The sequence below is a fragment of the Pseudomonas sp. NPDC088414 genome, assembly GCF_044753325.1.
Lineage (GTDB): Bacteria > Pseudomonadota > Gammaproteobacteria > Pseudomonadales > Pseudomonadaceae > Aquipseudomonas.
In genome coordinates, this window is sequence record NZ_JBIVMY010000007.1 from 156,554 (window position 1) to 181,087 (window position 24,534).

Here is a 24,534-nt window from a genome sequence, read left to right on the forward strand (position 1 = left end):
TTTGAGGTGCAACATGACTGGTCTGATTCTGGAAAACGTCGAGAAATTCTACGGCTCGGCTTGCGCGGTACAGGACGTCAACCTGCATTTGCCCGAGGGCAAACTGGTGTGTTTTCTCGGCCCGTCGGGCTGCGGCAAAACCACCTTGCTGCGGATGATCGCCGGGCTGGAAACCCTCACCGGCGGCGAGATTCGCCTGGATGGCGAGAACATCGGCCACACCCCGGCGCACCTGCGCAACTTCGGCATGGTGTTCCAGTCGCTGGCGCTGTTCCCGCACATGACTGTCGGCGAGAACATCGCCTATCCGCTGAAACTGCGCGGCGTGAGCAAGGCCGAGCAGCAGGCGCGGGTGGTGGAGTTGCTGGAGTTGATTCAGCTGCAAGCAATGATCGACCGGCCGGTGGCGAAACTCTCCGGCGGGCAACGGCAGCGGGTGGCGATTGCCCGGGCCATCGCCTCGCGGCCGAAAATCCTTTTGCTCGACGAACCGCTGTCGGCGCTGGACGCCAAGTTGCGCGAGTCGATGCAGGTGGAAATCCGCCAGTTGCAACAGCGCTTGAACATCACCACGATCATGGTCACCCACGACCAGCGCGAAGCCATGACCATGGCCGACATCGTCGTGGTGCTGGGCGAACACAAGGTGCAGCAGGTGGGCACGCCGATCGAAATCTACCGGCATCCGGCCAACGAATTCGTCGCTGATTTCATCGGCTCGGGCAACATCTTCCCGGCCACGGCGCTGGGCGACGGCAAGGTCAGTTTGCCGGGCGGTGATGCGCTGCAAGTGCCGATCTGCAGCAGCATCGAGGTGGGGCAGAAGGTGAAGATGCTGATTCGTCCGGAGGACCTGCAACTGTCCGCGCCACAAGCCACGGCGGGCAATCGCTTGCTCGGCAAGGTGACGTTCGTGCGCGATATCGGCGCGACCATCGAGACCACGGTGGAGTGTTCCGGGGTGACGTTCACCGCATTGAGCACGCCGTGTCAGGGGATCGGTTTGGGGATCGGGCATCCGGTGTCGGTGACGTTGCCGAGCGAGGCGTGTCGGGTACTCGGTGCCTGATTCTGGATTGAGGTTGTCTTGACTGGCCCCATCGCTGGCAAGCCAGCTCCCACAGGTTTTTCGGGTGTGCACAAATTCTGTGTTCAGCACAAAACCCTGTGGGAGCTGGCTTGCCAGCGATGGCGTCAATCGATCCAGCACAAACCTGATCAGACCGACTGCCGCAACCGCGCCAGATCCCGCAACGGCGGCGCACCAAACAAGCGGCTGTACTCGCGGCTGAACTGCGACGGGCTTTCATAGCCCACGCGATAGCCCGCCGCCGACGCTTCCAGCCCTTCGGCCAGCATCAGGCGCCGCGCTTCCTGCAGACGCAGCTGCTTCTGGTACTGCAACGGACTCATCGCGGTCATCGCCTTGAAACGGTGATGCAGGGTCGAGACGCTGAGGTTCACTTCTTTCGCCAGATCATCGATGCGCAGTGGCTGCTCGAAGTTGCCGTTGAGCCATTTGATCGCCTGGCTGATGCGGTGGCTCTGGCTGTTGGCAATCGCGATTTCATACAAGCGATGGCCCTGCGGACTGCGCAGCAGGCGATAGAGAATCTCCCGGCGAATCAGCGGCGCGAGCATGGCAATGTCTTTCGGCGCATCCAGCAAGCGTGCCAGACGCAACACCGCGTCGAGCATCGCGCTGTCGATCTTTTCCACATACAGGCCACGCCCGGTCGGCCGGGTCGGCACGCCCATCGGCCCGGCGTCGGCGATCAGTGCGGTGATTTCCGCCGGATCGATGTCCAGACGCACAGCGAGGATCGGATCTTCCGGCGAGACATTCACCACCCGCCCGCTCAGCGGCATCGAGACCGAGACCACCAGGTAATTCAGCGGGTCGTAATTGAAGTATTCGTCCGCCAGCCGCACCTCTTTGCGGCCCTGGGCCATGATGCACAACGCCGGTTGCGCCAGCACCGGGGCGAAGTCGTGGGATTTTGTGTGGCGCGACATGAACAGCGAACCGATGGCGGTCTGGTAACTGCCATCGTCGGTGGTGTTGCGGCGGATGATCCCCGCGAGCTCCGCACGCTGTTTTTCCATGTCGACATCGAGCGGGGCCTGGAAACGATCGAATGACGTCATGCGCGGCATCCTCTGCTAAGACGGTGGAATGGGGCAGAGCCTATATTTGTGCAAGCGCAAGCGGTAGACACATCCTGTCAAATGCTTGCCTGATTCTGCATGGGCTGCTTTTGCGTGCCGGCCAACGCTTAGTCATCGCCTCCTCATTGCTTGGGGCGAACACTCCTGTAGGAGCTGCCGAAGGCTGCGATCTTTTGATTTTAAAAACAAAAGTCAAAAGATCGCAGCCTTCGGCAGCTCCTACACAAAAGCGTTGTGACAGCGGTGTGACAGGTTTCTAGCCATCGATGCGGGGCGTTTGTGCAGTCTCGCAGGATTGTGCAACGCAGCGGCAGGAATCGACTAACGGCACCTTGCGCCCGGCCCTTAACCTTGGATCCTGTCGCAGCCCGTCCCCCGGCTGCCACGCGACTCCCTGGGAGGGTTGAACATGTCCAAGCAGATTCCCGTCAGTCATATGGCCTTCGTTCGAGCGCGCGCCGGACGCTCCGCCGAACTGGGTGTACGCCTCAGTGCCTTGATCGAACCTTCACGCAACGCCCCCGGTTGCCTGAACTTCGCCCTGCAGCATTCGCAATGCGATCCGGAGCTGTGGCTGGTCTCCGGTTTCTGGAGCCATCAACAGGCGATGACCGCCTATTTCAACAGTCCGTCGATGCAAATCTTTGCCGAATTGGTTCAAGACCTGGTGGTCAACAGCCTGGATTTCCACACCTTCAAAGAGGTGTCGGCGGCGCAGGCGCTCGGACAATGCCCGGCACCGATACACAAACTCGCCGGTTGAGGGTTTAATGTCCGGCTTATTCGTCTGAGCCAGGATGTGTGCCATGGCACGTAAAGAGTTTGAACACTTCGAAGCAGTCTCCGCAGTCGTCCCCGTCGAGTTGGGCGGCAACAAGGGTTATCACGCGGCAATCGCGGTCAAGGCCCTGGTCGATGGCGGTGCGCCACGCTTCCACAAACTGCTGGGTGATCAGGTGTTCCCCGGCGCCATCGCTGCCGATGAGGCTGCCATCAATGAGCTGGACCGCCTCAAGGGTGTCACTGATGACGCCGAGTTGATCTGGTAGTTACTTGACCGCCCCCGGGCGCCACATCTTGAACAGGGCTTGAGGCCCCAACTGGAAATAATCCGCCGGCCCGCCGCCGCGCAGAATCGGTTCTGCCGCGGCGGTGTCGTAGATCCCGTCCCTCAACAGCCACTTGGCGATATGCACGGCGACCACTTCGCCGAGCACCAGCCAGCTCGGCACCGTTTCGCCATCGGCGCGCTGCAACTGAATGATCTGCGTGACCTTGCACTCGAAGGACACCGGGCTTTCGGCTACCCGTGGCACCGCAATCACCTTCGACGCCGCCGGCGTCAGCCCCGCCAATTCAAACTCGTCGACCTCGGGCGCGACCATCGCGCAGCTCTGGTTCATCTGTTCGGCCAGCGGCCGGGTGGCGAGGTTCCAGGCGAACTCGCCGGTCTGCTCGATGTTGTTCAGGCTGTCTTTGCGCCCGACGCTGGAAAAACCAATGATCGGCGGGATGTAGTTGAACGCGTTGAAGAAGCTGTATGGCGCCAGGTTCAACTGCCCATTGGCATCCTGCGAAGAAATCCAGCCGATAGGGCGCGGGCCGACGATGGCGTTGAACGGATCGTGGGGCAGGCCGTGGCCGTTGGCGGGTTCGTAGTAGTGGATGTCGTCGGACATGGATGGGGTTCCGGAAGGGGGCTAGGACAGGTGAACAATAGTGCAAGCACGGTCAGACAATTTCCAGTCGGTCGCTGATATTCCATTCAATGGAAACCTGTGGGAGCTGGCTTGCCAGCGATGGCGGTCTGTCAGTCGACAATTATTTTGAATGAAAGATTGTCATCGCTGGCAAGCCAGCTCCCACAGGGTTTTGCGTGGATTTCAGAAATTGTGCTGCCCCAGAAATGACTAAGCCCGGCCGAGGCCGGGCTGTGGAAGGACCGCTGATAGTCAGCTGATGGCTGCAGCGGTCCCGGTTTTATCGAAGCCGTCAGCCGCGATGGCGTTGGCAGTACCGGTTTTATCGAAGCCATCGGCGGCCACGGTTTTGCCGATGTTGGTTTTATCGAAACCGTCAGCAGCGTAAGTGCTCGAGTGGCTGGTTTCGATGGCGGCGGTGCCGCCGGAAATGAATTCGGCCGATTTGGTTTTGTCCGAGCCATCGGCAGCGAAGGTGTTGGCGGCCAGTACGGACAGGGTCAGGGCGAGGATCAGTTTGGTTTTCATGTTCGTGACTCCAGATGGGTTGGCGGTGTGTCTTGCTTGGGTTTAATGCTACGCCAACTAAATTGATTAAAAAGCGCAAATTAATGCTAAAAACCATCGATTAACTTGATATTAAGGGCGGCGCATTGATTGGCTTCCACTGTCCGGGGAGCGAACGCCGCGCAGGTCATCGATCAGGTATTGGCAGGGTGCAAGGGCAGCATTAATGGGGGATTAATCGCTGTTTTCGCGATATGACAGATTTTTCATCTGTTGCCGACCGCTTTTTCACCGGCGCATCGCCAGTCTGCCCACGGCCAGAAAACCCAAGAACCGGCCGTCTCACACTGGAGCTTTGCTTGCGATGAACAAACTGCCTCAAATCACCCTGGCGTTCTGGGTCATGAAAATCTGCGCGACGACCTTGGGGGAAACCGCGGGGGATTTGCTGTCGATGACCCTCAACGTCGGGTACGCCCTCAGCTCGCTGATCCTGATCAGCGTGTTTGTGCTGACCCTGATCAGCCAACTGATGGCCAAGACCTACAAGCCGCTGCTGTACTGGATCGTGATTCTGTCCACCAGCACCGCCGGCACCACCATGTCCGACTTCATGGACCGCACCCTCGGGCTCGGCTATGCCACCGGGTCGATGATACTGATCGCGATTCTGCTGGCGATCTTCGCGGCCTGGCGCCTGAGTGGCGATTCGCTGAACGTCAGCAAGGTGCAGACCTTCCGTGGCGAGATGTTTTACTGGATGGCGATTCTGTTTTCCAACACGTTGGGCACGGCGCTCGGCGACTACCTGGCCGATGATTCGGGCCTGGGGTTCGCCGGTGGCGCGCTGCTGATCGGCTCGACCATTGCCGTGGTCGTGGCGCTCAAATACTTCACGAAGATTTCGTCGGTGCTGTTGTTCTGGGTGGCGTTCGTGCTGACCCGGCCGTTTGGTGCGACCTTGGGCGATCTGATGACCAAGCCCCATGAAAAGGGTGGCCTGGACTTCGGCACCATCGGCTCGTCGGCGGTGCTGGCGGGGATTCTGCTGGTGATGATTGTCGGCGCGTCGTATGCACAGAAGCGTTACGGCAAGCCAACGATAGTTGCTGAATTGTCCTGATACCGAGTCGCCCCAATCGCTGGCAAGCCAGCTCCCACAATAATCGGTGATGTTCACCAAATCTGTGTGCACCACCCGAACCTGTGGGAGCTGGCTTGCCAGCGATGAGGCCACCACAGCCACCGTTGCAGTGGCTGTGAAAACCCGATCAGTCAGTCACGATCCGCGAGTGTTTCTGCGTGTCTTTCATGGTGATGTACACCAGCAGCGACACCGCGATGCACGCGGTCACGTACCAGTAGTAACCGGTTTCCATGCCGATGCTCTTGAACCACAGTGCGATGTATTCGGCGGTGCCGCCGAAGATCGACACGGTCAGTGCGTACGGCAGGCCGACGCCCAGCGCGCGGATTTCGGTCGGGAACAGTTCGGCTTTCACCACGGCGTTGATCGAGGTGTAGCCGCTGACGATGATCAGTGCCGCCATGATCAGGAAGAACGCGCCCCACCAGGTCTGGATGGTGTGCAGGGTCATCAGGATCGGCACGGTGAAGATCGTGCCGAGCACGCCGAAAGCGATCAGGATCGGACGCCGACCGATCTTGTCCGACAGGCCACCGATGATCGGCTGCAGGCACATGAACAGGAACAGCGTGGCGGCGGAAATGGTGGTCGAGTCGGAGATGCTCATGCCGACGGTGTTTACCAGGTATTTCTGCATGTAGGTGGTGTAGGTGTAGAACGCCAGCGTCCCGCCCATGGTCAGGCCGACCACGGTCAGCAATTCTTTCGGGTGGCGCAGCAAGGTGCGCATGGCGCTTTCCTTGGACTTCTCTTTCTTGGTGAACGACTCGGTTTCTTCCATGCCGCGACGCAGGTACAGCGCGACGATCGCGCACAGTGCGCCGATGGCGAACGGAATACGCCAGCCCCACGCGTACAGCTGTTCGGTGGTCAGCATGTTCTGCAGCACGATCAGCACGCCCAGGGCGATGAGCTGACCAGAGATCAGGGTCACGTACTGGAAGCTGGAGAAGAAGCCGCGACGTTCCTTGGTCGCCATCTCCGACAGATAGGTGGCGGAGGTGCCGTATTCACCGCCGACCGACAGGCCCTGCAGCAAACGGGCGAAGACCAGCAGGATCGGCGCGCCGATGCCGATGGTTTCATAGTTGGGGCTGAGGGCGATCAGCAGCGAGCCGAAGCACATCAGGTAGACCGAAGCCATCAGGGCTTTCTTGCGCCCGACCTTGTCGGCATAGAGGCCCATCAGCCAGCCACCGATCGGACGCATCAGGAAGCCCACGGCGAAGATCGCGGCGGTGTTCATCAGTTGCGCGGTGGTGGAACCGGCGGGGAAGAAGGTCTTGGCGAAGTACAGCGAGAAAGCGGCGTAGACGTACCAGTCGTACCACTCGACCATGTTGCCGACCGAGCCGCTGAAGATCGATTTGATCCGGCTGGCGGTGGTTCTTTCTTTGACGGGCGCGGCAGCCGACCCAAGGGGTAGGGCGTTGGAGTTATCCATTGAAGGATCCTTCGTTTAATTGTTTTTGTGGAGCGCGTAGAAACGCAGCCTGCAGGGGCTATAGCAGGAGCTGTGCCAACGGGGGGAGGGCCGGTTTAGAGGGGGCGGCAGGACTTTATGAGCGGAAATCCGCTTATGCCTGGATTGTGGTGAGCGGAAAGTCGCTCATTCAGGCTGATGGATAAATGTTGCCTGTGCGGGCCTCTTCGCGGGCAAGCCCGCTACCACAGTGGTCGGTGGTGTTCACACATTCTGTGTTCAGCACAAAACCCTGTGGGAGCGGGCTTGCCCGCGAAGAGGCCCGATCAGACACTGCAAAACTCAGCTGCCCGGAACAAACATCTCCCGACTCAACCCATGCCGCTGCAGCTTTTCATTGAAGGTGCGGCGCGGCAGTTGCAACTCTTCCAGCACCGCTTTCACATCGCCCTTGTGCCGGGTCAGCGCCGCGCGCAGGCATTGCGCTTCAAAGGCTTCCTGCTGCGCCGCGAGCGACTGGCCCGGGTCGATTCCTTGCACCGGCTCATCCAGCCCCAGCACCTGGCGCTCGGCGACGTTCGCCAGTTCGCGCACGTTGCCCGGCCAGTCGTGGCTGAGCAGGTGGCTCAATTGCGCACCGCTCAACGGCGGGAACGTGCGGCCGAGGCGCTGGGCAGCGCTGAAGGCGAACGACTCGAACAGCAGCGGAATGTCTTCGCGCCGATCGCGCAGCGGCGGCAGGCGCAGTTCGGCGACGTTCAGGCGATACGCTAGGTCTTCGCGAAAACGTCCGGCCCGGGCCTCATCCAGCAGGTCGGGTTTGGTCGCGGCAACAATCCGCAGATCAACGCGAATGCTCTGGTTCGAACCGAGGCGCTCCAGCTTCTGTTCCTGCAACACCCGCAGCAGCTTCACTTGCTGGGCCAGCGGCATGCTTTCGATTTCATCGAGAAACAGCGTGCCACCGTCGGCATATTCCAGCTTGCCGATGCGCTTGCCGGAAGCGCCGGTGAACGCGCCACTTTCATGACCGAACAGCTCGGCTTCGAACAACTGCTCGGGGATCGCCGCGCAGTTCAGTGCCACGAAGGGTTTGTCGGCGCGCGGGCCGAAATCATGCAGGCAACGGGCGATCAGTTCCTTGCCGCTGCCGGTCTCACCACGGATCAACACGTTGACCGGCAGCGCCGCCAGATCCAGCACTTGCCGACGCAAAGTCTGCATGCCACGAGACACGCCGAGCAGCGTGGCATCGAGTCTGGCGCGGTGGTCGGCCTGCTCGTGCAAGGCACGGTTTTCCAATACCAGCCGACGCTTGTCGAGCGCCCGGCGCAGGCTGCCGAGCAGGGTGTCCGGGCTGAACGGTTTTTCCAGAAAGTCGTAGGCGCCATCACGCATGGCTTCGACCGCCATCGGCACATCGCCGTGACCGGTCAGCAGAATCACCGGCAAATCGGCGTCACGTTTCTGCACTTCGGCCAGCAACTGCAGACCACTGAGCCCGGGCATGCGCACATCGCTGAGGATCACCCCGGGGAAATGCGCGGGCAGCGCGGCGAGGCAATCCTCGGCGCGGCTGAACAGCTGCACTTCGAACCCCGACAGGCTCAGCCATTGCTCGACGGCGCTGCGAATGCTGCTTTCGTCATCGACCACCATCACTGAGTTGAGCATCAGATGTGTGCCTCCAGATCGATCGGCAAGGTCAGGCTGAACACCGCGCCAGCCTCGCCATTTTCCACGCTCAGACGCCCGCCGGATTCATGCACGATGGCGAAGGATACCGCCAGCCCCAGACCCAGACCGTCACCCACCGGTTTGGTGGTGAAGAACGGATCGAACACCTGATTCAGGTGCTGTTCGGCGATCCCGCCGCCATTGTCGATCACGCTCAGGCGCCACAGTTGTTCGTCAGCGTCAAGACGGATTTCCAGACGCCTGCACGGTTTGCCCTGCATCGCATCGAGGGCGTTGCGCAGCAGATTGATCAGCACCTGTTCGAGGCGAATCGCATCACCCCGCACCCACGCCGGGCGCGTCAGGTGCAGCACCAGGCTGACCTGTTCGTCGCGCAGGCGCGCATCGAGCAATTGCAGCGACTGATCGACCACGGTCGCCAGATCCAGCCGTTCGCGCAGGCCGCTGGGGCTTTTGCGGGCGAAGGTTTTCAGGTGGCCGGTGAGCGATGCCATGCGCGTGAGCATGTCGTCCACCGGTTTGAGCGCCTTGTACGCATCATCGACGCGGCCATGCTCAAGCAGCAAGCGCAGCGTTGCGAGCTGCATGCGTTGCGCGGTCAGCGGCTGATTGATTTCGTGGGCCAGTGCGGCGGACATCTGCCCCAGTGCGGCAAGCTTGGCCGATTGCACCAGACCGTCCTGCGCAGTGCGCAGATCGCGGGTGCGTTCTTCGACCAGTTGTTCGAGTTCTTCGCGGTTGCGCTGACGGACTTTCGACAGGCGCCAGCGCTGATTGAGGAACAACAACAGAAACACCAGCGCCAGCCACACTCCGGCAGCGGCCAGCCCGGCGTTGCGCAAATCTTCGAAGGCCACTTGCGGGCGGCGCAACAGGTGCAGGGTCCAGCCTTCGGTGGTCAGCGGCAGCGATTCCCACAGGTAGTCCGCCGTGCCGTCCGGGCCTTCGACCCGGCGCAGGTCGCTGTTGTCGTCGAAGTGACGCAGGGACAAATGCGTCAGCGGAATCAGCGATTGTTTGTCGTACTGCCGCGTGCGCTTGATCTCGGCCATGTCGCGGCTGTCCAGCGGTCGCAACGAGCGATAGCGCCAGCCGGGCTGGTTGGCGATGAAGATGATCCCGCGTGCATCGCTGACCAGCAGCGTGTCGCTGCCCTGGCTCCACTCGCGCTCAAGCTCGGGGAACTCCAGCTTGACCACCATCGCGCCGAGGAACTCGGCATTGTCGCCGAGCACTGCGCTGGAGAGAAAGTAACCGGGGATGCCGCTGGTCACGCCCACCGCATAAAAGCGCCCACTGCCCTGCGTGCGGGTCTGGCTGAAGTACGGACGAAAACCGTAGTTGTGGCCGACGTAACTGCTCGGCAGACGCCAGTTGCTGGCGGCCACTGCGAGGCCGCTGTGATCAAGCAGCTCGAGGGTCGAGGACTGCGCCGCGCCATTGATCTGCTCCAGCTTCAGATTCAGCACGCTCTGTTGTTCAGCGCCCACCGGCCCGGCCAGCGCGCTGCGCAATTGCGGGTCCAGCGCCAGCACCGCGGGCAGGGCGCGGTAGCGGTCGATCAGGGTGTGCAGCGAGTTGGCATACAGCGCCAATTGCTGGCTGGCGCGGGTGGCGTCTTCCTCCAGCGCCTGACGTTCGGCGTGGCGGATGGCAAGCGTCGCGGCGATGGCCGCGCCGGCAATGATCAGCAGGGTGTACAACGACAAACGCAGGGTACGGGAAGTCGGCAGCATGCTGGGCTAATGGATAAGGGGACGGGCGGGCACGATAGCATGCGACGAAGTGGCTCGGCGCACTGTTCGAACGGCCTTCGACGTCACACGTACGTTTCGCCGGCAGAGACCCGCTGGATGTATTTCGTCCGCGGCTTGGGGATGGGTTTAAGCCTTGAATTCTCAGTGACTTTGCTCTGCAGTTGTTGCAGGCGATTGTTCACGTCTGCGGCGGTGTCGGGGGCGTCATCCATGACCGTTTGGGCTGTCCCCAGCACCTTGTCGATGGCGTCGAACGGGTCGAGTCCGCTTCTCAGGAGTTTGATGACCTCGCGTTGTTTGTCACCGGCAAGGGTCTGCAACTGGTCGTGGAACAGCGCCTGAATTCGCTCGGGATATTCGTTGAGGGTATTGGTCATGTTTTTGATGCTTTCCAGCAGCGCCGTGCCGCCATTGAGCAGATCAGTGGTGCCATCAACCACGCGGGTGACGGTATCACCGACGGTTTGCAGGCCATTCCTGAGTTCCTGGGTGCGCAGCGTTTGCGCGAGTTTCAAGCCTTTCTTGAAAAAGTAATAGCGCAGCAACGGGAAAACGACCGTGCCCGCCAGCATCCCCACACCACTGCCGATGGCATTGCCAACTCCTGGTACCGCGGTGCCTATAAGTCCACCGATGGCGAGCCCTTTCCCCGCACCGTAAAGAGCCGATTTGATGCCCTGCCGGGACTTGAGAAATTTGCCGAACGTCATGGTTTTGCGCAGGTCTTCGATGTCTGCGCCTTCGGGGATCAAATCGTCGAACTCGCGACTCAGGTTGTGTATTTGATCGGCCGCTGTTTTGGCTTTGTCGAGCAGGCCGACCGCTCGTTTGGCCAGATCGAAAATAACCTTGTAGGTGCCCGTCCGGTCGACATGGATCGTCGGGTTGTTGCCAACAAAAGCGTACAGGTTCAGTCCGTCCACGTCCCGGGCCGGATCAGCACTGATCCAGCGTTGCAGCCATGGCGCGTAATACCGCGCGCCGTAGTAGTACAAACCGCTGGCATCCATTTCCTTGCCCGAGTAACGGATCGTTTTGTAATCCGCTTCCACGGCTGAACGGGCTGCCCACCAGGCCGTGCCGCCGAAGGCGTAATAATGCTCCAGGCTGATCACGCCAGCGTGGCGGTCCAGTTCCAGCGAGCAGGATCCGAGGTGATCGTCGAGGCTGAAGCGCAGTTGATCGGTTTCGATATCCGCCGGTTGACCGCTGAGCCAATGCAGGCAACGGGCGCCGGGCAGCACGATGACATGCAGTTGCTGGCCGTCGCTGCGGCTGTGGATTTCCAGACCTGGCAGGTAACGCACCTCGCGGCGATCGGTGATCGACGGCGTATGCCTCAGCGTGCATTTGTAGACGCGCTCACGTTGGCTGTAGCGATAGATTTCATCGTCGTCGGGCAGGCCGTTGCTGTGTTGCAGCAGGGTGACGCGGGCCAGTTGATCGTAACTGTCCCACGCCAGTGGCAGGCCGCCGTGCTGCAGTTTCAGCTGGTTGCCGTGGCGGTCAAAGTAGTCGCCGAACACCGGTTCGGGGTCAGCGGGTTGGCAGCGCAGCCCCCGATTGCTGTCGGGAGCTATTTTCATCTGTTGCGTGAAGTTGTGGCCTTTGCGCACATGCACCAGCTCAACGAGGTTATTTCCCGCGTCATAGTGATATCGCTCGCTGTAGTTGAAACGCCGCCCCGGGTCGATGGGTTCGATCGGTTGCGGCAAACCTGGCGACTGTTGCGGGATCTGGCCTTCGAAGCCGCGACTTTCGCTCAGCCGATACAACGAGTCGTAGACAAAATGACGATCACCATCGACGCGTTGATTGGCAAAATACACCGTGGCCAGGGTGCGATCCTCGATACGCAGGACATTGCCGACCGGGTCATAGGTGTAGTGCAAGTCCTGCAGCGGTTTTTCCTGATCCTTGCAGGCCAGCTGATTCAGCAGGCGACCGTCAGCGGGATCGTACACGCGGCGGCTGCGCACACCATTGCCGGCCCGTTGTTCGAGCAGTTGGCCAGAGGCGGTGTACGTGGCAGCGTCGACCACCGGTTGTGCCGCGTCAGCCCCGGCTATCCACAGCGAAACCTGACATAACTGGCCGGCGACATCATAGCTCGAGCGTTGCCGGTGACCACCGGCGTCGGTGACTTGCACTACGTTGCCGTGCGCGTCGAAATCCATACGAGTGATGAAAGCCGCCGGCTCGCCCGACAGCGTACGGGTTTCACTCGCTGCCTTGCCCTGCAGGCTGTAGCTGTCGATCACCACCGTAGCGCCCGGGTCGGCGCTTTCGCTCAGTTCACCGCGCAGGTTATGCCCGGGGTCGGCATTGTGGTCGCCATAGGTGTAGCGCTCGACATCGACTTGTGCGTTTTCAGTGACGGCGATCATTCGCAGCAGCAGGTCGTGTTCATACTGCCAGTGGTTGCCGCGTTGGTCCCAGCGTTGCTGTTGCTCACCTGCGAAACCGGGCAGAACCAGTCGCCAGCCGGCGTCCACGCTTGCGACACGTAGCGGTCGAGCATCCAGCGTGTAGATCGTTTGCAGGTTGGGCAGCGACGCATTGTCGAACAGACGCGGGTCGCGCTGTGTCATCAACCGGCCAGCAGGATCATGCTGCTGTCGGCTGACGAGGGCCTGTGCCGCTTCACCTGCGGTCTGGCGCAAGTATTCCACCTGGCGCACCAGCAAGAGCCGAGGATCATGGCTGCGCAGGTGTGGGGTGTGGTGAAACAGCGACGCTGCCATGGTTCACTCTCGGTTGCTCTGTGAAGTCCGGCACTATGCCGCTTGCTGTTTCTGCACCAGATAGGCCGATACCCGACCCAGCAGATTTCTGGCGTGCTTGATGGTGGCTCGAGCAACGGTGACTTGCTGCTGCAGGTGGGCCAGATCGTTGTCGGTACGCTCCGGCATCTGGGCGATGCCGATCAGTTTTACCGGCGCGGGCGCCGCATTGGCCAACGTGTCGACGTGTTCCTGGAGGCTGGCCTGCTGGCTGTCGAGGTAACCGGTCAACTCATCCAGCCGCGCGTTGAGAAGATCCAGATCTCCCTGCCCCCATGCGCCGTTGAGCGCTTCTGTGAGTTGGGCCATCTGGCGGGCGATGTTCAGGGACTGTTTCAGGTAGGGAATCTTGAGGTGTTTGCCCAAGACCCGAGCGGTGGTTTCCAGACCGATCTTCACCAGGCCCCCGGAAGTCTGCGGATTGAAACTTTCGAGGGTGCCCCTGAGCGAGTTCGGTGAAGCCTTGGCTTTTCCTTGCAGGCTTTTCAGCGAGAGCGCGGCCTGATCCGGCATGATCGAATAGCCGAGCGTGGTTTCTTCACCGATCTTGTCCATGATCTTGACGGACGCCTCTGCGGCAAAAATGGCCGCAACCGCTGACGTCACGGGCACCACAACTGGCGCGGCGGGACCGCTCAGGCTACCGAAGCCGGCGCCAACGGTGCTACCCAGTGCTCCGGCCTTGATCGCCACGGCAAACGTTGCCACGCTGAACAAGAGTTTTTTTGTGGCGGTCTTGTAAATGTCGCGAGTTCGCGTGAGGTTGTAGAGCTGATAGTTGACCTTCTGTAATTCACTGGTCATGTGAGTCAGCACGTTCGAGTACTCACTGATTTTCTGCTGTGCTTCGCTGGGCGTCTGCTCGGTGCCGCCGTTATCGGCATAGCGCAACGGGTTGTTGCTGACCATCGCGTACAGGTTCAGCCCGTCGACATCCCCTGCGGGATCGGCGCTGATCCAGCGCTGCAGCCATGCGGCGTAGTATCGGGCACCGTAGTAGTACAGGCCGCTGACATCCATTTCCTTGCCTGAATATCGAATGAACCGGTAACTCACTTCAATTTCCGAGCGCGTGGCCATCCATGCCGTGGCGCCAAACGGGTAGTAACCTTCTTGGCTGATCACTTGCGCCTGTTGATCAAGTTCCAGCGTACAGGAACCCAGATGATCGTCGAGGCTGTAGCGGATTTCATCGGGTTTCTGCTGTGCCCAATGCAGGCACCGGACATGCCCGATACCAATGTCCAGTTGAATGACGTGCAACACTTCACCGTTGTCCTTCGAGCGGATTTCCAGCCCGGGCAAGTAGCGGGTCTGCTGGAAATGCTCGCCACGAGAGGTGAAGGTCTCGTGGCGCTTGAACACTCTCTCGCCCTGGCTGTACCGGTAGTGCTCGGCATCGTGCCGGCCGTCCTCGCGGTGAATCAGGATAACGCTGGCCAACTCGTCACGAGTATTCCAGTGCAAGGTTTGCCCCGGTTGCAATGCTTGCAGGTTGCCGTGGCGGTCGAACAAGCGGTCGAATATCGGATCGGGATCGCCAGGCGTCCAGCGCACTCCACGGTTGCTCTGCAGATCGATCAGCATCTGGCGGGTCTGGCTGGCACCCGCCCGCACATGTTGCAGTCTGATCAGGCTGCCGCCAGCGTTGTACGCGTAGGTCTGGGTGTAGTTGAGGCGGTTGTTCGGGTCGCTCGGGTGTGGCAATCCCGGAGTGTCGGAGAGGGGCGCTTCGTCATGACCGGTCGCGCGGATCAAGCGGTATAACGAGTCATAGCCGAAGGTGCGGTGGCCGTCGATCAACTGGTTGGCGAAGTAAACCGGCTGAAAACAATGGTCGTCGATGCGTACGATATTGCCGACCCGGTCGTGGAAATATTCGAAGCTTTGCAGCATCGCACCGGCGTCCTTGCGGCAGATATGGGTGCGTAACCGACCGTTGGCCGGGTCATACGTCCAGAGGCTGCGCACGTGGTTGCCGAGTAGCTGTTCGATGATCTGACTGGCCGCGTTGTATTGCGCCTGGATCAATACCGATTGCCACTCGGTGTGACCCTTGAGTTGCAGGCGAACCTGCTGGAGTTGTCCGGCCAGACCGTACTGTGACTGCTGTCGATGCTGACCGGCATTCGTCTGCTCCAGTACTGCCCCCAGCGGACCGAATACACGTTGGTCGGTGAAGGTCTCGCCGTCGTGAAAAGTGCGGGTTTCAGTCTGTGACTGGCCGGACAGGGCATAGCTGTCGGTACGCAGCGTGACGGCGTGGTCCTTGTGTTCGAGCAACTGGCCGCGCAGGTTGTGCCCGGCATCCGCCGTAGCGTCGGCGTAGGTCAGTGCCTCGACTTCGGCCGCGTTTTCCTCGACGGTCATCAAGCGCAATTGCGGGTCATAGCTCATACGCCAGTGGCTGCCACGGGCGTCCCAGCGCTGCAGGGTTTGACTGTCAGATCCTGGCAGGCTCAGGCGCCAGCCGGCGTCGACGCTGACGATTTTCAGAGGGGCGCCGTCCAGACGGTAGGCGGTGGTCAGGCAGGGTAGAGGGAGGCGCGGGTCCCATTGTTCGATCAGGCGGCCGTTGGAGTCGTAGCGTTGGCGGGTGATCTGGGATTCGATTTCGGTGCCCGCCACCGCTCGCAGGTAAGCAACGTCTCTGACCGCCAGCCCTCTGGGATCGTGAGCCGACAAAGCAGGAGTACGCCAATGCACTGAAGGATTCATGCCTGAACCTGCGTGCAGTGATTCATTTCAGGCCGCTCTTTTCTGTTGCATGTGGGAAGACACTCTAGGCAGTAACTCAAGGACACGATTCATCTTGCCCAGCACGGCGGTTTCACTCTGCGCGAGACGGTGGCGGGTGCCCTGTGCCGTGGCTATGTTTTCTCGACCGAGACCTTCCAGCTCTTCCAGTGCCTGGTCCGACAGTTCCTTGCGGGAATTGAGGTAGTCGGCGACCAGTTCGATACCTTGTTCAACCAGATCCAGGTCGCGTTGCCCCAGCGAGTCATTGAGTGCTTCGGTCACTTCGACACTGAGACGGAAAAAGGCCAGGAGTTTTTCCAGATGAGTGCCGCCCGTTAACACATCAGCGGCTCCGATGGCGCCTGCAATCAATATTTCCTTGTTTCCGTCGATGCTGTCCGGGGCATATTTTGAGAACACGGATTTGATTCTCGACATCCAGCTTTTGGGTTTGGCTTCCTCGTTCAGACGACCCACTTCGTAATCTGCACTATCGGGCAAAAGCGCATAGCCGAAGGCGTTATCCTCGCCGAGTTTGTCGATCTGTGCGCCTGTAATGTCAGCGGCCAGTGCTGCGGTGCCTATACCAATGGCGATGCCTGTGACCGGGTTTAACGTCAGAAATGTTCCGGCGGCCGTACCGGCGGTAAACGCTGTAGCGGCGGTGATGGAGGAGGCCAGAACGTTGAGCAGGGTCAGGGCAGCCTTCTTGCCACTGGAGAGGTAGATATCCTTGACGGAGTTCAAGTGGTTGAATTGATAGATCGATTTATCCAGTTTGGTTGTGACGGTGGCGAGCAAATTTTCATAGTCCGCCACGACTGTTAATAGCTCGGATGAGGTTCGCTGGTGCCCCTGCGCATCGAAATAGCGCAGCGGATTATTGCCAACGAATTCAAACAGATTCAGCCCGTCCACATCCCATGCCGGATCCGCACTGACCCAGCGTTGCAACCACGTCGCGTAATACCGCGCACCGTAGTAATACAAACCGCTGACATCCATTTCCTTGCCTGAATAGCGCAGTGTCTTGTAGTCAACCTCGACAGCCGAGTCGGCGCTCATCCACGCGGTCGCGCCGAACGGGTAATAGCCTTCGTGACTGATCAGGCGTGCCTGCTGATCCAGTTCCATCACGCATGAACCCAGGTGATCATCGAGGGTGTAGCGCAACTGGTTGTCGGCAATACCCGGCGGTTTGCCGCTGAGCCAATGCAGGCAACTTACATGGCCTGAGCCGGCGGCGAGGCTGATGACGTGCAGCTCCTCACCGTTGTCCTTGCTGCGGATCTCCAGTCCGGGCAGGTAGCGCACCTCGTGGAAATGCCGGTTGGAACCGCTGTAGGTGTCATGGCGTTTGTAGACGCGCGCGCCCTGGCTGTAGTGATAGAACTCGGCGTCATCCAGGCCGTTTTCGCGTTGGACCAGGGTCACCGAGGCCAGTTGATCGCGGGCGTCCCAGCGCAGCGCCTGTCCCGGTTGCAGGGCCATCAGGTTGCCGTGGCGGTCGAATAGTTGATCGAAATCCGGTGCCGGATCACCTTCTTTCCAGCGCACACCGCGATTGCTTGCAGGGTCGATACACATCTGACGGGTCTGACAGGCGCCGTCGCGCACATGGCACAGTTGCGTCAGGTTGCCGCCGTGATCGTAGCGGTAGGTCTGCAGGTAATTGCGCCGGTCGTTGGGGTCGCTTGGCTGCGGCCGGCCGGGGAGATCGCCGGGGGCCGCATCGTCGTAACCGCTGGCGCTGATCAGGCGATACAGCGAGTCGTAATGGAACGCACGTTCGCCGTCGACCCGCTGGTTGGCGAAATGGCTGGGCGTGAACGCGTTATCGAGGATGCGTGTCGGGTTGCCGACCGGATCGTATTCATAGCTGATGTCCTGCAGGGGCGGCTGCGCACCTTTTTGCGCCCAGTGCCGCTGCAGACGCCCAGTGGCTGGCTCGTAGTCCCAGTAGCTGGCAATGCCATTGCCGGTCTGTTGTTCGATGATTTGTCCAACGGCGTTGAAGTGCGCGTCGAGCAACACGTCCTGCCAGTCGTGGTCGCCGGCCAGCAGCAGTTGCAACTGCTTGAGCTGGCCGGCGACGTCATAGCGCGATTGCTGGCGGTGGCCGCCGGCGTCGGTCTGCTCCAGCATCGCGCCCAGCGGGCTGAAATGGCGCTGGCTGACAAATACCCGGGCGTCGGCAAAGGTGCGGCTTTCGCGCAGTGGCTGTCCGGCCAGGCTGTAGCTGTCCAGGTGCAGGCTGCCGGACGGATCGACCTGTTCCAGCAATTGTCCGCGCTGATTGTGATCGGCCGCGGCACTGGCATCGGCATAGGTGAAGGTGTCGCCGAGCGGGTCGGCACTGTTGCTGATCGCCACCAGGCGCAGCAACTCATCGTAGCGGCTGCTCCAGTGCACACCGCGCGCGTCCCAGCGCTGCAAGGCTTGTCCGGCCAGCCCGGGCAGGCTCAGGCGCCAGCCGGCATCCACGCTGCTGACCTTGAGTGGCTGGCCGTTGAGGTCATGAATGCTGATAACGCTGGGAGCGCTCAGGCGCGGATCGAACTGTGCCACCAGACGCCCGGCACTGTCGTGCTGTTGGCGCGTTACCAAAGCCTCGGCAGTCGCATCGGCCAGTGCGCGCAGATAGGCAACCTGACGCAACGGCAAGCCGCGACCGTCGATCACGACGAGCGACGGCGTGCGCCGATGGAGGTTGGCGCTCATCAGTGCAATGTCCGCGGCAACGCCGATTCCGGCTCAGCGGAGTCGTCGGTGTCGTTGAAATCATGTTTGGTCTGATACCACGGATGGTAGCCCTCGAGAGAAAAATAGCCCTTGGCGTTGATCAGCTTGACCGGACGCCCGAGCGGGTCATGGAACAGTTGATCGAAATAGCCGTACCGTCGCAGGGATTGATCATTGACGTAGCCATGGTTGTCGGCAAAAAACGGCCGGAACTGCCGAATCGCCAGACCCTTGTTGTTGTATTCGACCCGGGCACTGACCCGCCAGCGCGACTCGGCGTGCTCCTCGCGCAACTGCCCGCGATCGACGATCAGCGCGCCATCGGCGGCCACCGCATAGGCGTTTCCGGGCTCGACCCGTTGCAGGGTTTGCAACGCGCGGCCAAAACCATCCACGTAGCTGATGATGATCTGCACTTGGGCCGCCACGGAGTCGTCGGGGTAGCGGTCGGCGCTAAGCGTCACACTGTGCACCGGTGTGCGTGCAATTGTGCTGATGAGTTCGCGCAGGGCCTGTTCGGCGGGTGTCGGCGACGTCAATTGCGCCAGCCGCCGTCGCGCGCTGGTGCGAATGTGCAGGCTCGGCAACATGTAGCCGCTGGCCAGCCATTGCTCAAGCAGCGTGGTGTGGACCTGCGGCGGTAGTTGTCCCATCCAGCTGAACAAATCCTTGCGCAAGGTGCTGGCCGCTTTTTGCACGGCCGCTTGTGGGTCGGCAATGGCCTGATCCGGGTGTGGATTCTCAGGGCGAAGGTATTCGCTGAGCGGGCGGAAACCGGCGGCAATACCATTTTCGGTGCCATGGAAACTGGTCGCCAACGGTTGGCCCGAGGGTTCGTAAAGCGCTTCCTGAATGTTCTCGTTGGCATCGATGATGCGCACCGGCTGCAGGGCGTGGTAATCGTATTCGCAGCGGGTGATGCAGCCATCCGGCAGCTCGACGCTGATGACCAGCAGGCGATACTCGTCGTACTGCGCCTTGGTCCAGCCGTGGCTCAAGGTTTCGCGGTATTCAAGTACCTGGAAGAAATCCTTGGCAGCGGCGTAATTCGCGTAGTTGTAGTGCGCCGACCAGAGGCTTTCTGCGTCCGCGTTTACCGCTGTGTCTTCGAACAGCAGCGGCATCGGTGTGTAACCGATTTGCGCCAGCTCCTGCAGGATATCGAACGGGGGCGGTAAAACGTCGTAGGCGGCAAGGGCCGTCTGGTCAAACTGCGCCAATTCCATCGGCGCGGTCAGCGCTTCGAAGTCGGCTGAGCCGTCGGGCAACAAGCTGCCATCTATCGTTTTGTAATAGCGCTGTACGGTTTGCCCGGTCAGCACCCGGAGGGCGTTCCACTCGGGCGAGTGAACATGCTCCTTGAGTAAATCCCATGTCACTTGTTGCGGACTGAGGCCCGATGGCAGATCACCTTTGGGCATTACCAGCGCGTTGCTGCGCTGCTGCCAAGGCAGGCCCAGTCGCCATTCATAGAGCTTCTCTTCCAGATCAATCGCACGCGCGCGCGTTTCGTTGAGATAAAAAAATTGCTGTGCCGGGTCATGTGCGTCCCGCCACCACTGTTGTTCGTCGGGGTCGCTGAACGGCGGCGGATCGCCGGGCAGGCGCCGTCGCGCGTAACTGATGGTCAGGCTGTGAATGGCGTGGCCGTACTGGCTGCTGTTGAGCAAAACTTCATGACGGCACAGCGGATCGTCAATGAAACCATCGTATTGATAGCTGAGCTTTTCCAGGGTCTGTACCAGCAGCACGCCTGCCGACGCAGGCAGAGCGGCGGGCCGGACATCTCGCACCAGATAGCGAAACTCCTCTGCCGCGTAAAGCCGTGCAGTGGCTGGCTCGTCAGTGCCGGTCCAGGTTTCGATGCGGGCGACGGCGCCAACCAGTGCACGAGCGATTTTATAGCGTACCTCCTCGCCGTCTGGCGTTACCGGTTCATCGCATTCGTCACCGGGGTGATAGCGGCTGAAGACTGTTGGTCGCAAGTCAACGGCATCACTGTCACCGTCGTAATAGCCGCGTCTTGGCCGATCCATCGCCTGCCCGGTCAGGTACCAGGTACAGACGCGCACCGGGGCCGTGAAACCGACCTCGTCATCGCCCGTGGCACTTTCACTGTCGGTCTGCTGCAGGTGACCGAAACCGCGGAATTCACGCTCGACGCTGTCGTAGACACCTTCGCGAAAGAGGCACGATTGCGTCAGGCAGTTACCGGTGATTTCATCCAGCTGGCGTTGCCGGCTGACCACTTGAATCGCGAACGGTAAATGGCACACCGGTATTTCGTCGGGATGATCGGTAAGCAATTGCTGCTTTTCGTCCAGCCATTCCTGGGCAGAGCTGCGATAGACCACCTGCGTGGCGCAACCCATGTTGTTATTGCTAGCGGTCAGCAAGTAAGGCTTGGCCGCGACAAAGTCGTAACGCCAGTGCTGCGCAGTCATGTGCGGCACCGTCAGGATCAGGCTGGCACAACCCAGGCCTTGCAGGTCGGCGAAAGTGACCTGACACAGACGGTCGTAGCTCACACCTTCCGGCCACGGTACGAAGACAGGCGTTTGTTCCAGCCCATTGCCGCCGCGATTGAGATAGATCTCGAACCCGGCAGTTTTCAGATAAAACAAGGCCGGCGCACCAGAGCCGTCGATATCGGCGATCCGCACTTGCTCGACGTTGAATTCGTCATACCGGAAGGGCAGGGCACTGATCACCCGGCCTTCGCCGAATTTGCCATGCCCCAGATTGGGCCAGCATTTGATTTCGTCGTGCCGGATCCGGCACAGCTCGCTCATGTCACTGCCTAGCATATTGCCCAGAAGCACCAGTTCTGTGGGGGCGTTGCCGAACAGCGGCAAACTGTCCTCATCGTTTTCGCGAAGCACGTCTTCGGCGCTGGAAAAACCCTGTTCCCGTTGGTTGGCATACAAACGCACCGCGCGCGGGCCGATCAGTGCCAGCGAGTTGAGGCCATCGCCGACCAGGTCGCCGAGCTGCGAAAGCGTGTTGAAAAACTCCAGCGGCATGCCGGTAAACGCGATGAACGGCGCCCAGCAGCGGTCAGCATTCAACGTGCGATACCCGCTGCTGCCCGGCAGGGCAGCGATCCAGTCCAGCCGCCCGTTGCCGGTCAGGTCGAGCAAGAACTGCTGGGCGGCGTCGTGCCTGGCCACCGGGATCTGCTCAAGCTCGGTCCAGGACGCGTAGGTGATGGCGTCTGACCCCGACGTTGCTCGCAGCGGTTCGCGGTAGTACCAGCACTGATCGTAGCGGCAGAGAAATCCCGGTACACCTTCGCCGTACAGATCCACGCACTGATAAAACTGCCCATCCTCAATACCCGGCATGGTGTCTTCGGCGAACATCCGGGTCGGGGTTTGATTGATCTCGAAGGGTGAGTAATCAAACTCCACCGGCGGTGTCGTCTCCAGCGCGCCGCTGGCATCGAAGGCTTGATAGTGAGCGGCGGTGATCCGGTTGTAAATCCACGGGTCAGAGAGCGACGGGTATTCCAGCAGCAACCGTCGCACCAGCAGCGGATCCTCACCGGCAGGCCGCGAGAATTTATGGAACATCAGGATCTGCCGGCACAGCCGCCGCGTGCCCAGCTCGAAACCCTGACCGAAGGTGGAAAACGGATCCCGGCGTTTATCCCAGACAGCCAGACTGTCGCCACCGTACACCGGGGCCTCTGTCAGTGAACGGGTGCGCTCGCCGTAGTCGAACAGCAAATGAAAATGCCAATCCAGTTCGGCCGGATCGTCGATGGTCCAGCTATACAAATGCTGGCTGGCTGTGACGTTGCCATAGAACACCGCGCGCACGTAGCGCTGGGCGCGGTAGTCGTGAACAGGGTCGGGGTCCTGATCATCGGCCAGGTAGTCGAAGCAGATGTGCTCGCCATGCGGGTTCATGCTTTCGCACAGCAGCCAGCTGCCGACGCGCAGTGGATTGTCCGGATCGGCGCGGCGCGACGCGCTGGTCTTGCCGTACACCTGCAAGGAGCCGTCTGCGCCGTGGATCAGCCAGAAAGGTGGCTCGGCTGCCGTTTTGGTTGCCCGTTGCCAGCGCTCGCGGAGCGCAAAGTCACCTTCTACCCGAGGCCAGTAACGCACCACGTTGTGATAGCCGACGTCGATTCCGTTAAAGGTTTTTTCAAGGCGCGACTTCGGCTTGCCGTCGTCGTCGAGTTCGGGCTGCCACACTTCACCGTCATCACCGATGATTTCATCGAGATCGCTATACCGCGGCACGCCTTTTTGCGTACGACGGCTGATCTGTCCAATACCCAGGCTCCAGCCGATGCCGAACGGCCCGTTGCCGGCATGACTGCTGTAAGTCAGCGCCAGTTGCGGATCCCAGCCGCGTCCGGCGGACAGGGGCAGTGGCAGTTCAAAGGAAGCCGCGCCAGTGGCGCCAACTGCCCCCCAGCTTTTGCCGATCGTGCTGATCGACGCGCTGCTGGCGATGGAGGGGGTGATGATGCTCAGCTCTTGATCAGCCATGGTCGGATCCATTGCGTACGCGAAGTACGTGCGTGGACAGACGCTAGCAACAACTAGCTATTTCGTAACCTGTCAGATGTGACAGGTGCCAAAGAGCCATTAATGTGCAGGGTGTCCCGCACGGGACAGGCGGGCACAAAAAAGGCCGGCCCGTCATACGACGGGCCGGCCTTTTTTACAGCTGCGAAACGCTTACTGCACTTCTACCGCCAGGCTTTCGGCGATCTTCTGCTGCCAGATCGCCGGGCCGGTGATGTGTACCGACTCACCGTTGCTGTCTACCGCGACGGTGACCGGCATGTCCTTGACCTCGAACTCGTAGATCGCTTCCATGCCCAGCTCGGCAAAGGCCAGCACCTTGGACTTCTTGATGGCCTGGGCCACCAGGTAAGCGGCGCCGCCGACGGCCATCAGGTACACGGCCTTGTTGTCCTTGATTGCTTCGATGGCGGTCGGGCCACGCTCGGATTTGCCGATCATGCCCAGCAGACCGGTCTGCTCAAGGATCTGACGAGTGAACTTGTCCATCCGCGTCGCGGTGGTCGGGCCAGCCGGGCCCACCACTTCGTCACCCACCGGATCAACCGGGCCGACGTAGTAGATGAAGCGACCTTTGAGATCCACCGGCAGGGTTTCGCCCTTGTTCAGCATCTCGACCATGCGCTTGTGCGCAGCGTCGCGGCCGGTGAGCATCTTGCCGTTGAGCAGGACGGTTTCGCCCGGCTTCCAGCTCTGCACTTCTTCCGGGGTCAGGGTGTCGAGGTTGACGCGACGGGCCGACGGGCCGGCTTCCCAGACGATTTCCGGGTAGGCGTCCAGCGATGGCGCTTCCAGCGAGGCCGGGCCAGTGCCGTCGAGCACGAAGTGCGCGTGACGGGTGGCGGCGCAGTTCGGGATCATGCACACCGGCAGGGAAGCGGCGTGGGTCGGGTAGTCCATGATCTTCACGTCGAGCACGGTGGTCAGGCCACCGAGGCCCTGGGCGCCGATGCCCAGCTGGTTGACCTTCTCGAACAGCTCAAGGCGGATCTCTTCGATGCGGTTCTGCGGGCCACGGGCTTTCAGTTCGTGAATGTCGATGGATTCCATCAACACTTCTTTAGCCATCACCGCGGCTTTCTCGGCGGTGCCGCCGATGCCGATGCCGAGCATGCCCGGTGGGCACCAGCCGGCGCCCATGGTCGGAACGGTCTTGAGCACCCAGTCAACGATCGAGTCGGACGGATTGAGCATGGCCATTTTCGACTTGTTCTCGGAACCGCCGCCCTTGGCCGCCACGTCCACTTCCACGGTGTTGCCCGGGACGATGGAGTAGTGGATGACTGCCGGGGTGTTGTCCTTGGTGTTTTTGCGAGCGCCCGCCGGGT

General features: G+C 60.8%; 15 protein-coding genes. 4 read left to right on the plus strand and 11 right to left on the minus strand.

What is annotated here, in order from left to right; genetic code table 11:
* Window positions 1–13: 13 nt before the first annotated feature.
* The gene (locus ACIP8I_RS10095; RefSeq protein ID WP_007965866.1) at window positions 14–1,069 is read left to right on the plus strand and encodes an ABC transporter ATP-binding protein; all 1,056 of its coding nucleotides are present in this window, start codon (window positions 14–16) and stop codon (window positions 1,067–1,069) included.
* A 149-nt stretch (window positions 1,070–1,218) separates the two neighbouring features.
* On the opposite strand, the gene ACIP8I_RS10100 is transcribed toward ACIP8I_RS10095, so the two are convergent.
* Window positions 1,219–2,148, minus strand: a complete 930-nt coding sequence (locus ACIP8I_RS10100) for an AraC family transcriptional regulator (RefSeq protein WP_367085556.1) — start codon at window positions 2,146–2,148, stop codon at window positions 1,219–1,221.
* Between the two features lie 430 nt (window positions 2,149–2,578).
* Between ACIP8I_RS10100 and ACIP8I_RS10105 the strand changes: the two genes are divergently transcribed.
* Both ACIP8I_RS10105 and ACIP8I_RS10110 read left to right on the plus strand, forming a co-directional pair.
* Complete coding sequence (locus ACIP8I_RS10105) at window positions 2,579–2,932, plus strand: antibiotic biosynthesis monooxygenase family protein (protein WP_027612495.1); 354 nt, start codon at window positions 2,579–2,581, stop codon at window positions 2,930–2,932.
* A 43-nt stretch (window positions 2,933–2,975) separates the two neighbouring features.
* Window positions 2,976–3,218, plus strand: coding sequence for a hypothetical protein (locus tag ACIP8I_RS10110; RefSeq protein WP_007965872.1), 243 nt, complete (start codon window positions 2,976–2,978; stop codon window positions 3,216–3,218).
* On the opposite strand, the gene ACIP8I_RS10115 is transcribed toward ACIP8I_RS10110, so the two are convergent.
* The gene (locus ACIP8I_RS10115; RefSeq protein ID WP_400760692.1) at window positions 3,219–3,848 is read right to left on the minus strand and encodes a flavin reductase family protein; all 630 of its coding nucleotides are present in this window, start codon (window positions 3,846–3,848) and stop codon (window positions 3,219–3,221) included.
* Window positions 3,849–4,121: 273 nt separating this feature from the next.
* Complete coding sequence (locus tag ACIP8I_RS10120) at window positions 4,122–4,397, minus strand: hypothetical protein (RefSeq protein WP_400760695.1); 276 nt, start codon at window positions 4,395–4,397, stop codon at window positions 4,122–4,124.
* Window positions 4,398–4,740: 343 nt separating this feature from the next.
* Here ACIP8I_RS10120 and ACIP8I_RS10125 point away from each other — a divergent pair, with 343 nt between their 5' ends.
* On the plus strand, window positions 4,741–5,499 hold the full coding sequence (locus ACIP8I_RS10125; RefSeq protein ID WP_400760697.1) for a hypothetical protein: 759 nt from the start codon (window positions 4,741–4,743) through the stop codon (window positions 5,497–5,499).
* Window positions 5,500–5,647: 148 nt separating this feature from the next.
* On the opposite strand, the gene ACIP8I_RS10130 is transcribed toward ACIP8I_RS10125, so the two are convergent.
* From ACIP8I_RS10130 to ACIP8I_RS10165, 8 genes are all read right to left on the minus strand, one after another.
* On the minus strand, window positions 5,648–6,967 hold the full coding sequence (locus ACIP8I_RS10130; RefSeq protein WP_400760698.1) for an MFS transporter: 1,320 nt from the start codon (window positions 6,965–6,967) through the stop codon (window positions 5,648–5,650).
* A gap of 321 nt (window positions 6,968–7,288) precedes the next feature.
* The gene (locus ACIP8I_RS10135) at window positions 7,289–8,620 is read right to left on the minus strand and encodes a sigma-54-dependent transcriptional regulator (RefSeq protein ID WP_400760700.1); all 1,332 of its coding nucleotides are present in this window, start codon (window positions 8,618–8,620) and stop codon (window positions 7,289–7,291) included.
* Entirely contained in the window at window positions 8,620–10,380 is a 1,761-nt protein-coding gene (locus tag ACIP8I_RS10140; RefSeq protein ID WP_400760703.1) for an ATP-binding protein, read from the minus strand. The genes ACIP8I_RS10135 and ACIP8I_RS10140 overlap by 1 nt, the downstream gene beginning before the upstream one ends.
* 83 nt (window positions 10,381–10,463) lie before the next feature.
* On the minus strand, window positions 10,464–13,145 hold the full coding sequence (locus tag ACIP8I_RS10145) for an RHS repeat-associated core domain-containing protein (RefSeq protein ID WP_400760705.1): 2,682 nt from the start codon (window positions 13,143–13,145) through the stop codon (window positions 10,464–10,466).
* 33 nt (window positions 13,146–13,178) lie between these two features.
* On the minus strand, window positions 13,179–15,902 hold the full coding sequence (locus ACIP8I_RS10150; RefSeq protein ID WP_400760707.1) for an RHS repeat domain-containing protein: 2,724 nt from the start codon (window positions 15,900–15,902) through the stop codon (window positions 13,179–13,181).
* A 27-nt stretch (window positions 15,903–15,929) separates the two neighbouring features.
* Window positions 15,930–18,644 carry an RHS repeat domain-containing protein gene (locus ACIP8I_RS10155; RefSeq protein WP_400760709.1) on the minus strand — a complete coding sequence of 905 codons (2,715 nt, stop codon included), beginning with the start codon at window positions 18,642–18,644 and terminating at the stop codon, window positions 15,930–15,932.
* Window positions 18,644–23,167: a SpvB/TcaC N-terminal domain-containing protein gene (locus ACIP8I_RS10160; RefSeq protein WP_400760711.1), complete on the minus strand. Its 4,524-nt coding sequence runs from the start codon at window positions 23,165–23,167 to the stop codon at window positions 18,644–18,646. The genes ACIP8I_RS10155 and ACIP8I_RS10160 overlap by 1 nt, the downstream gene beginning before the upstream one ends.
* 192 nt (window positions 23,168–23,359) lie before the next feature.
* Window positions 23,360–24,534: fumarate hydratase (locus ACIP8I_RS10165; protein WP_400760713.1), on the minus strand; the 1,175-nt coding region annotated here is incomplete at its 5' end.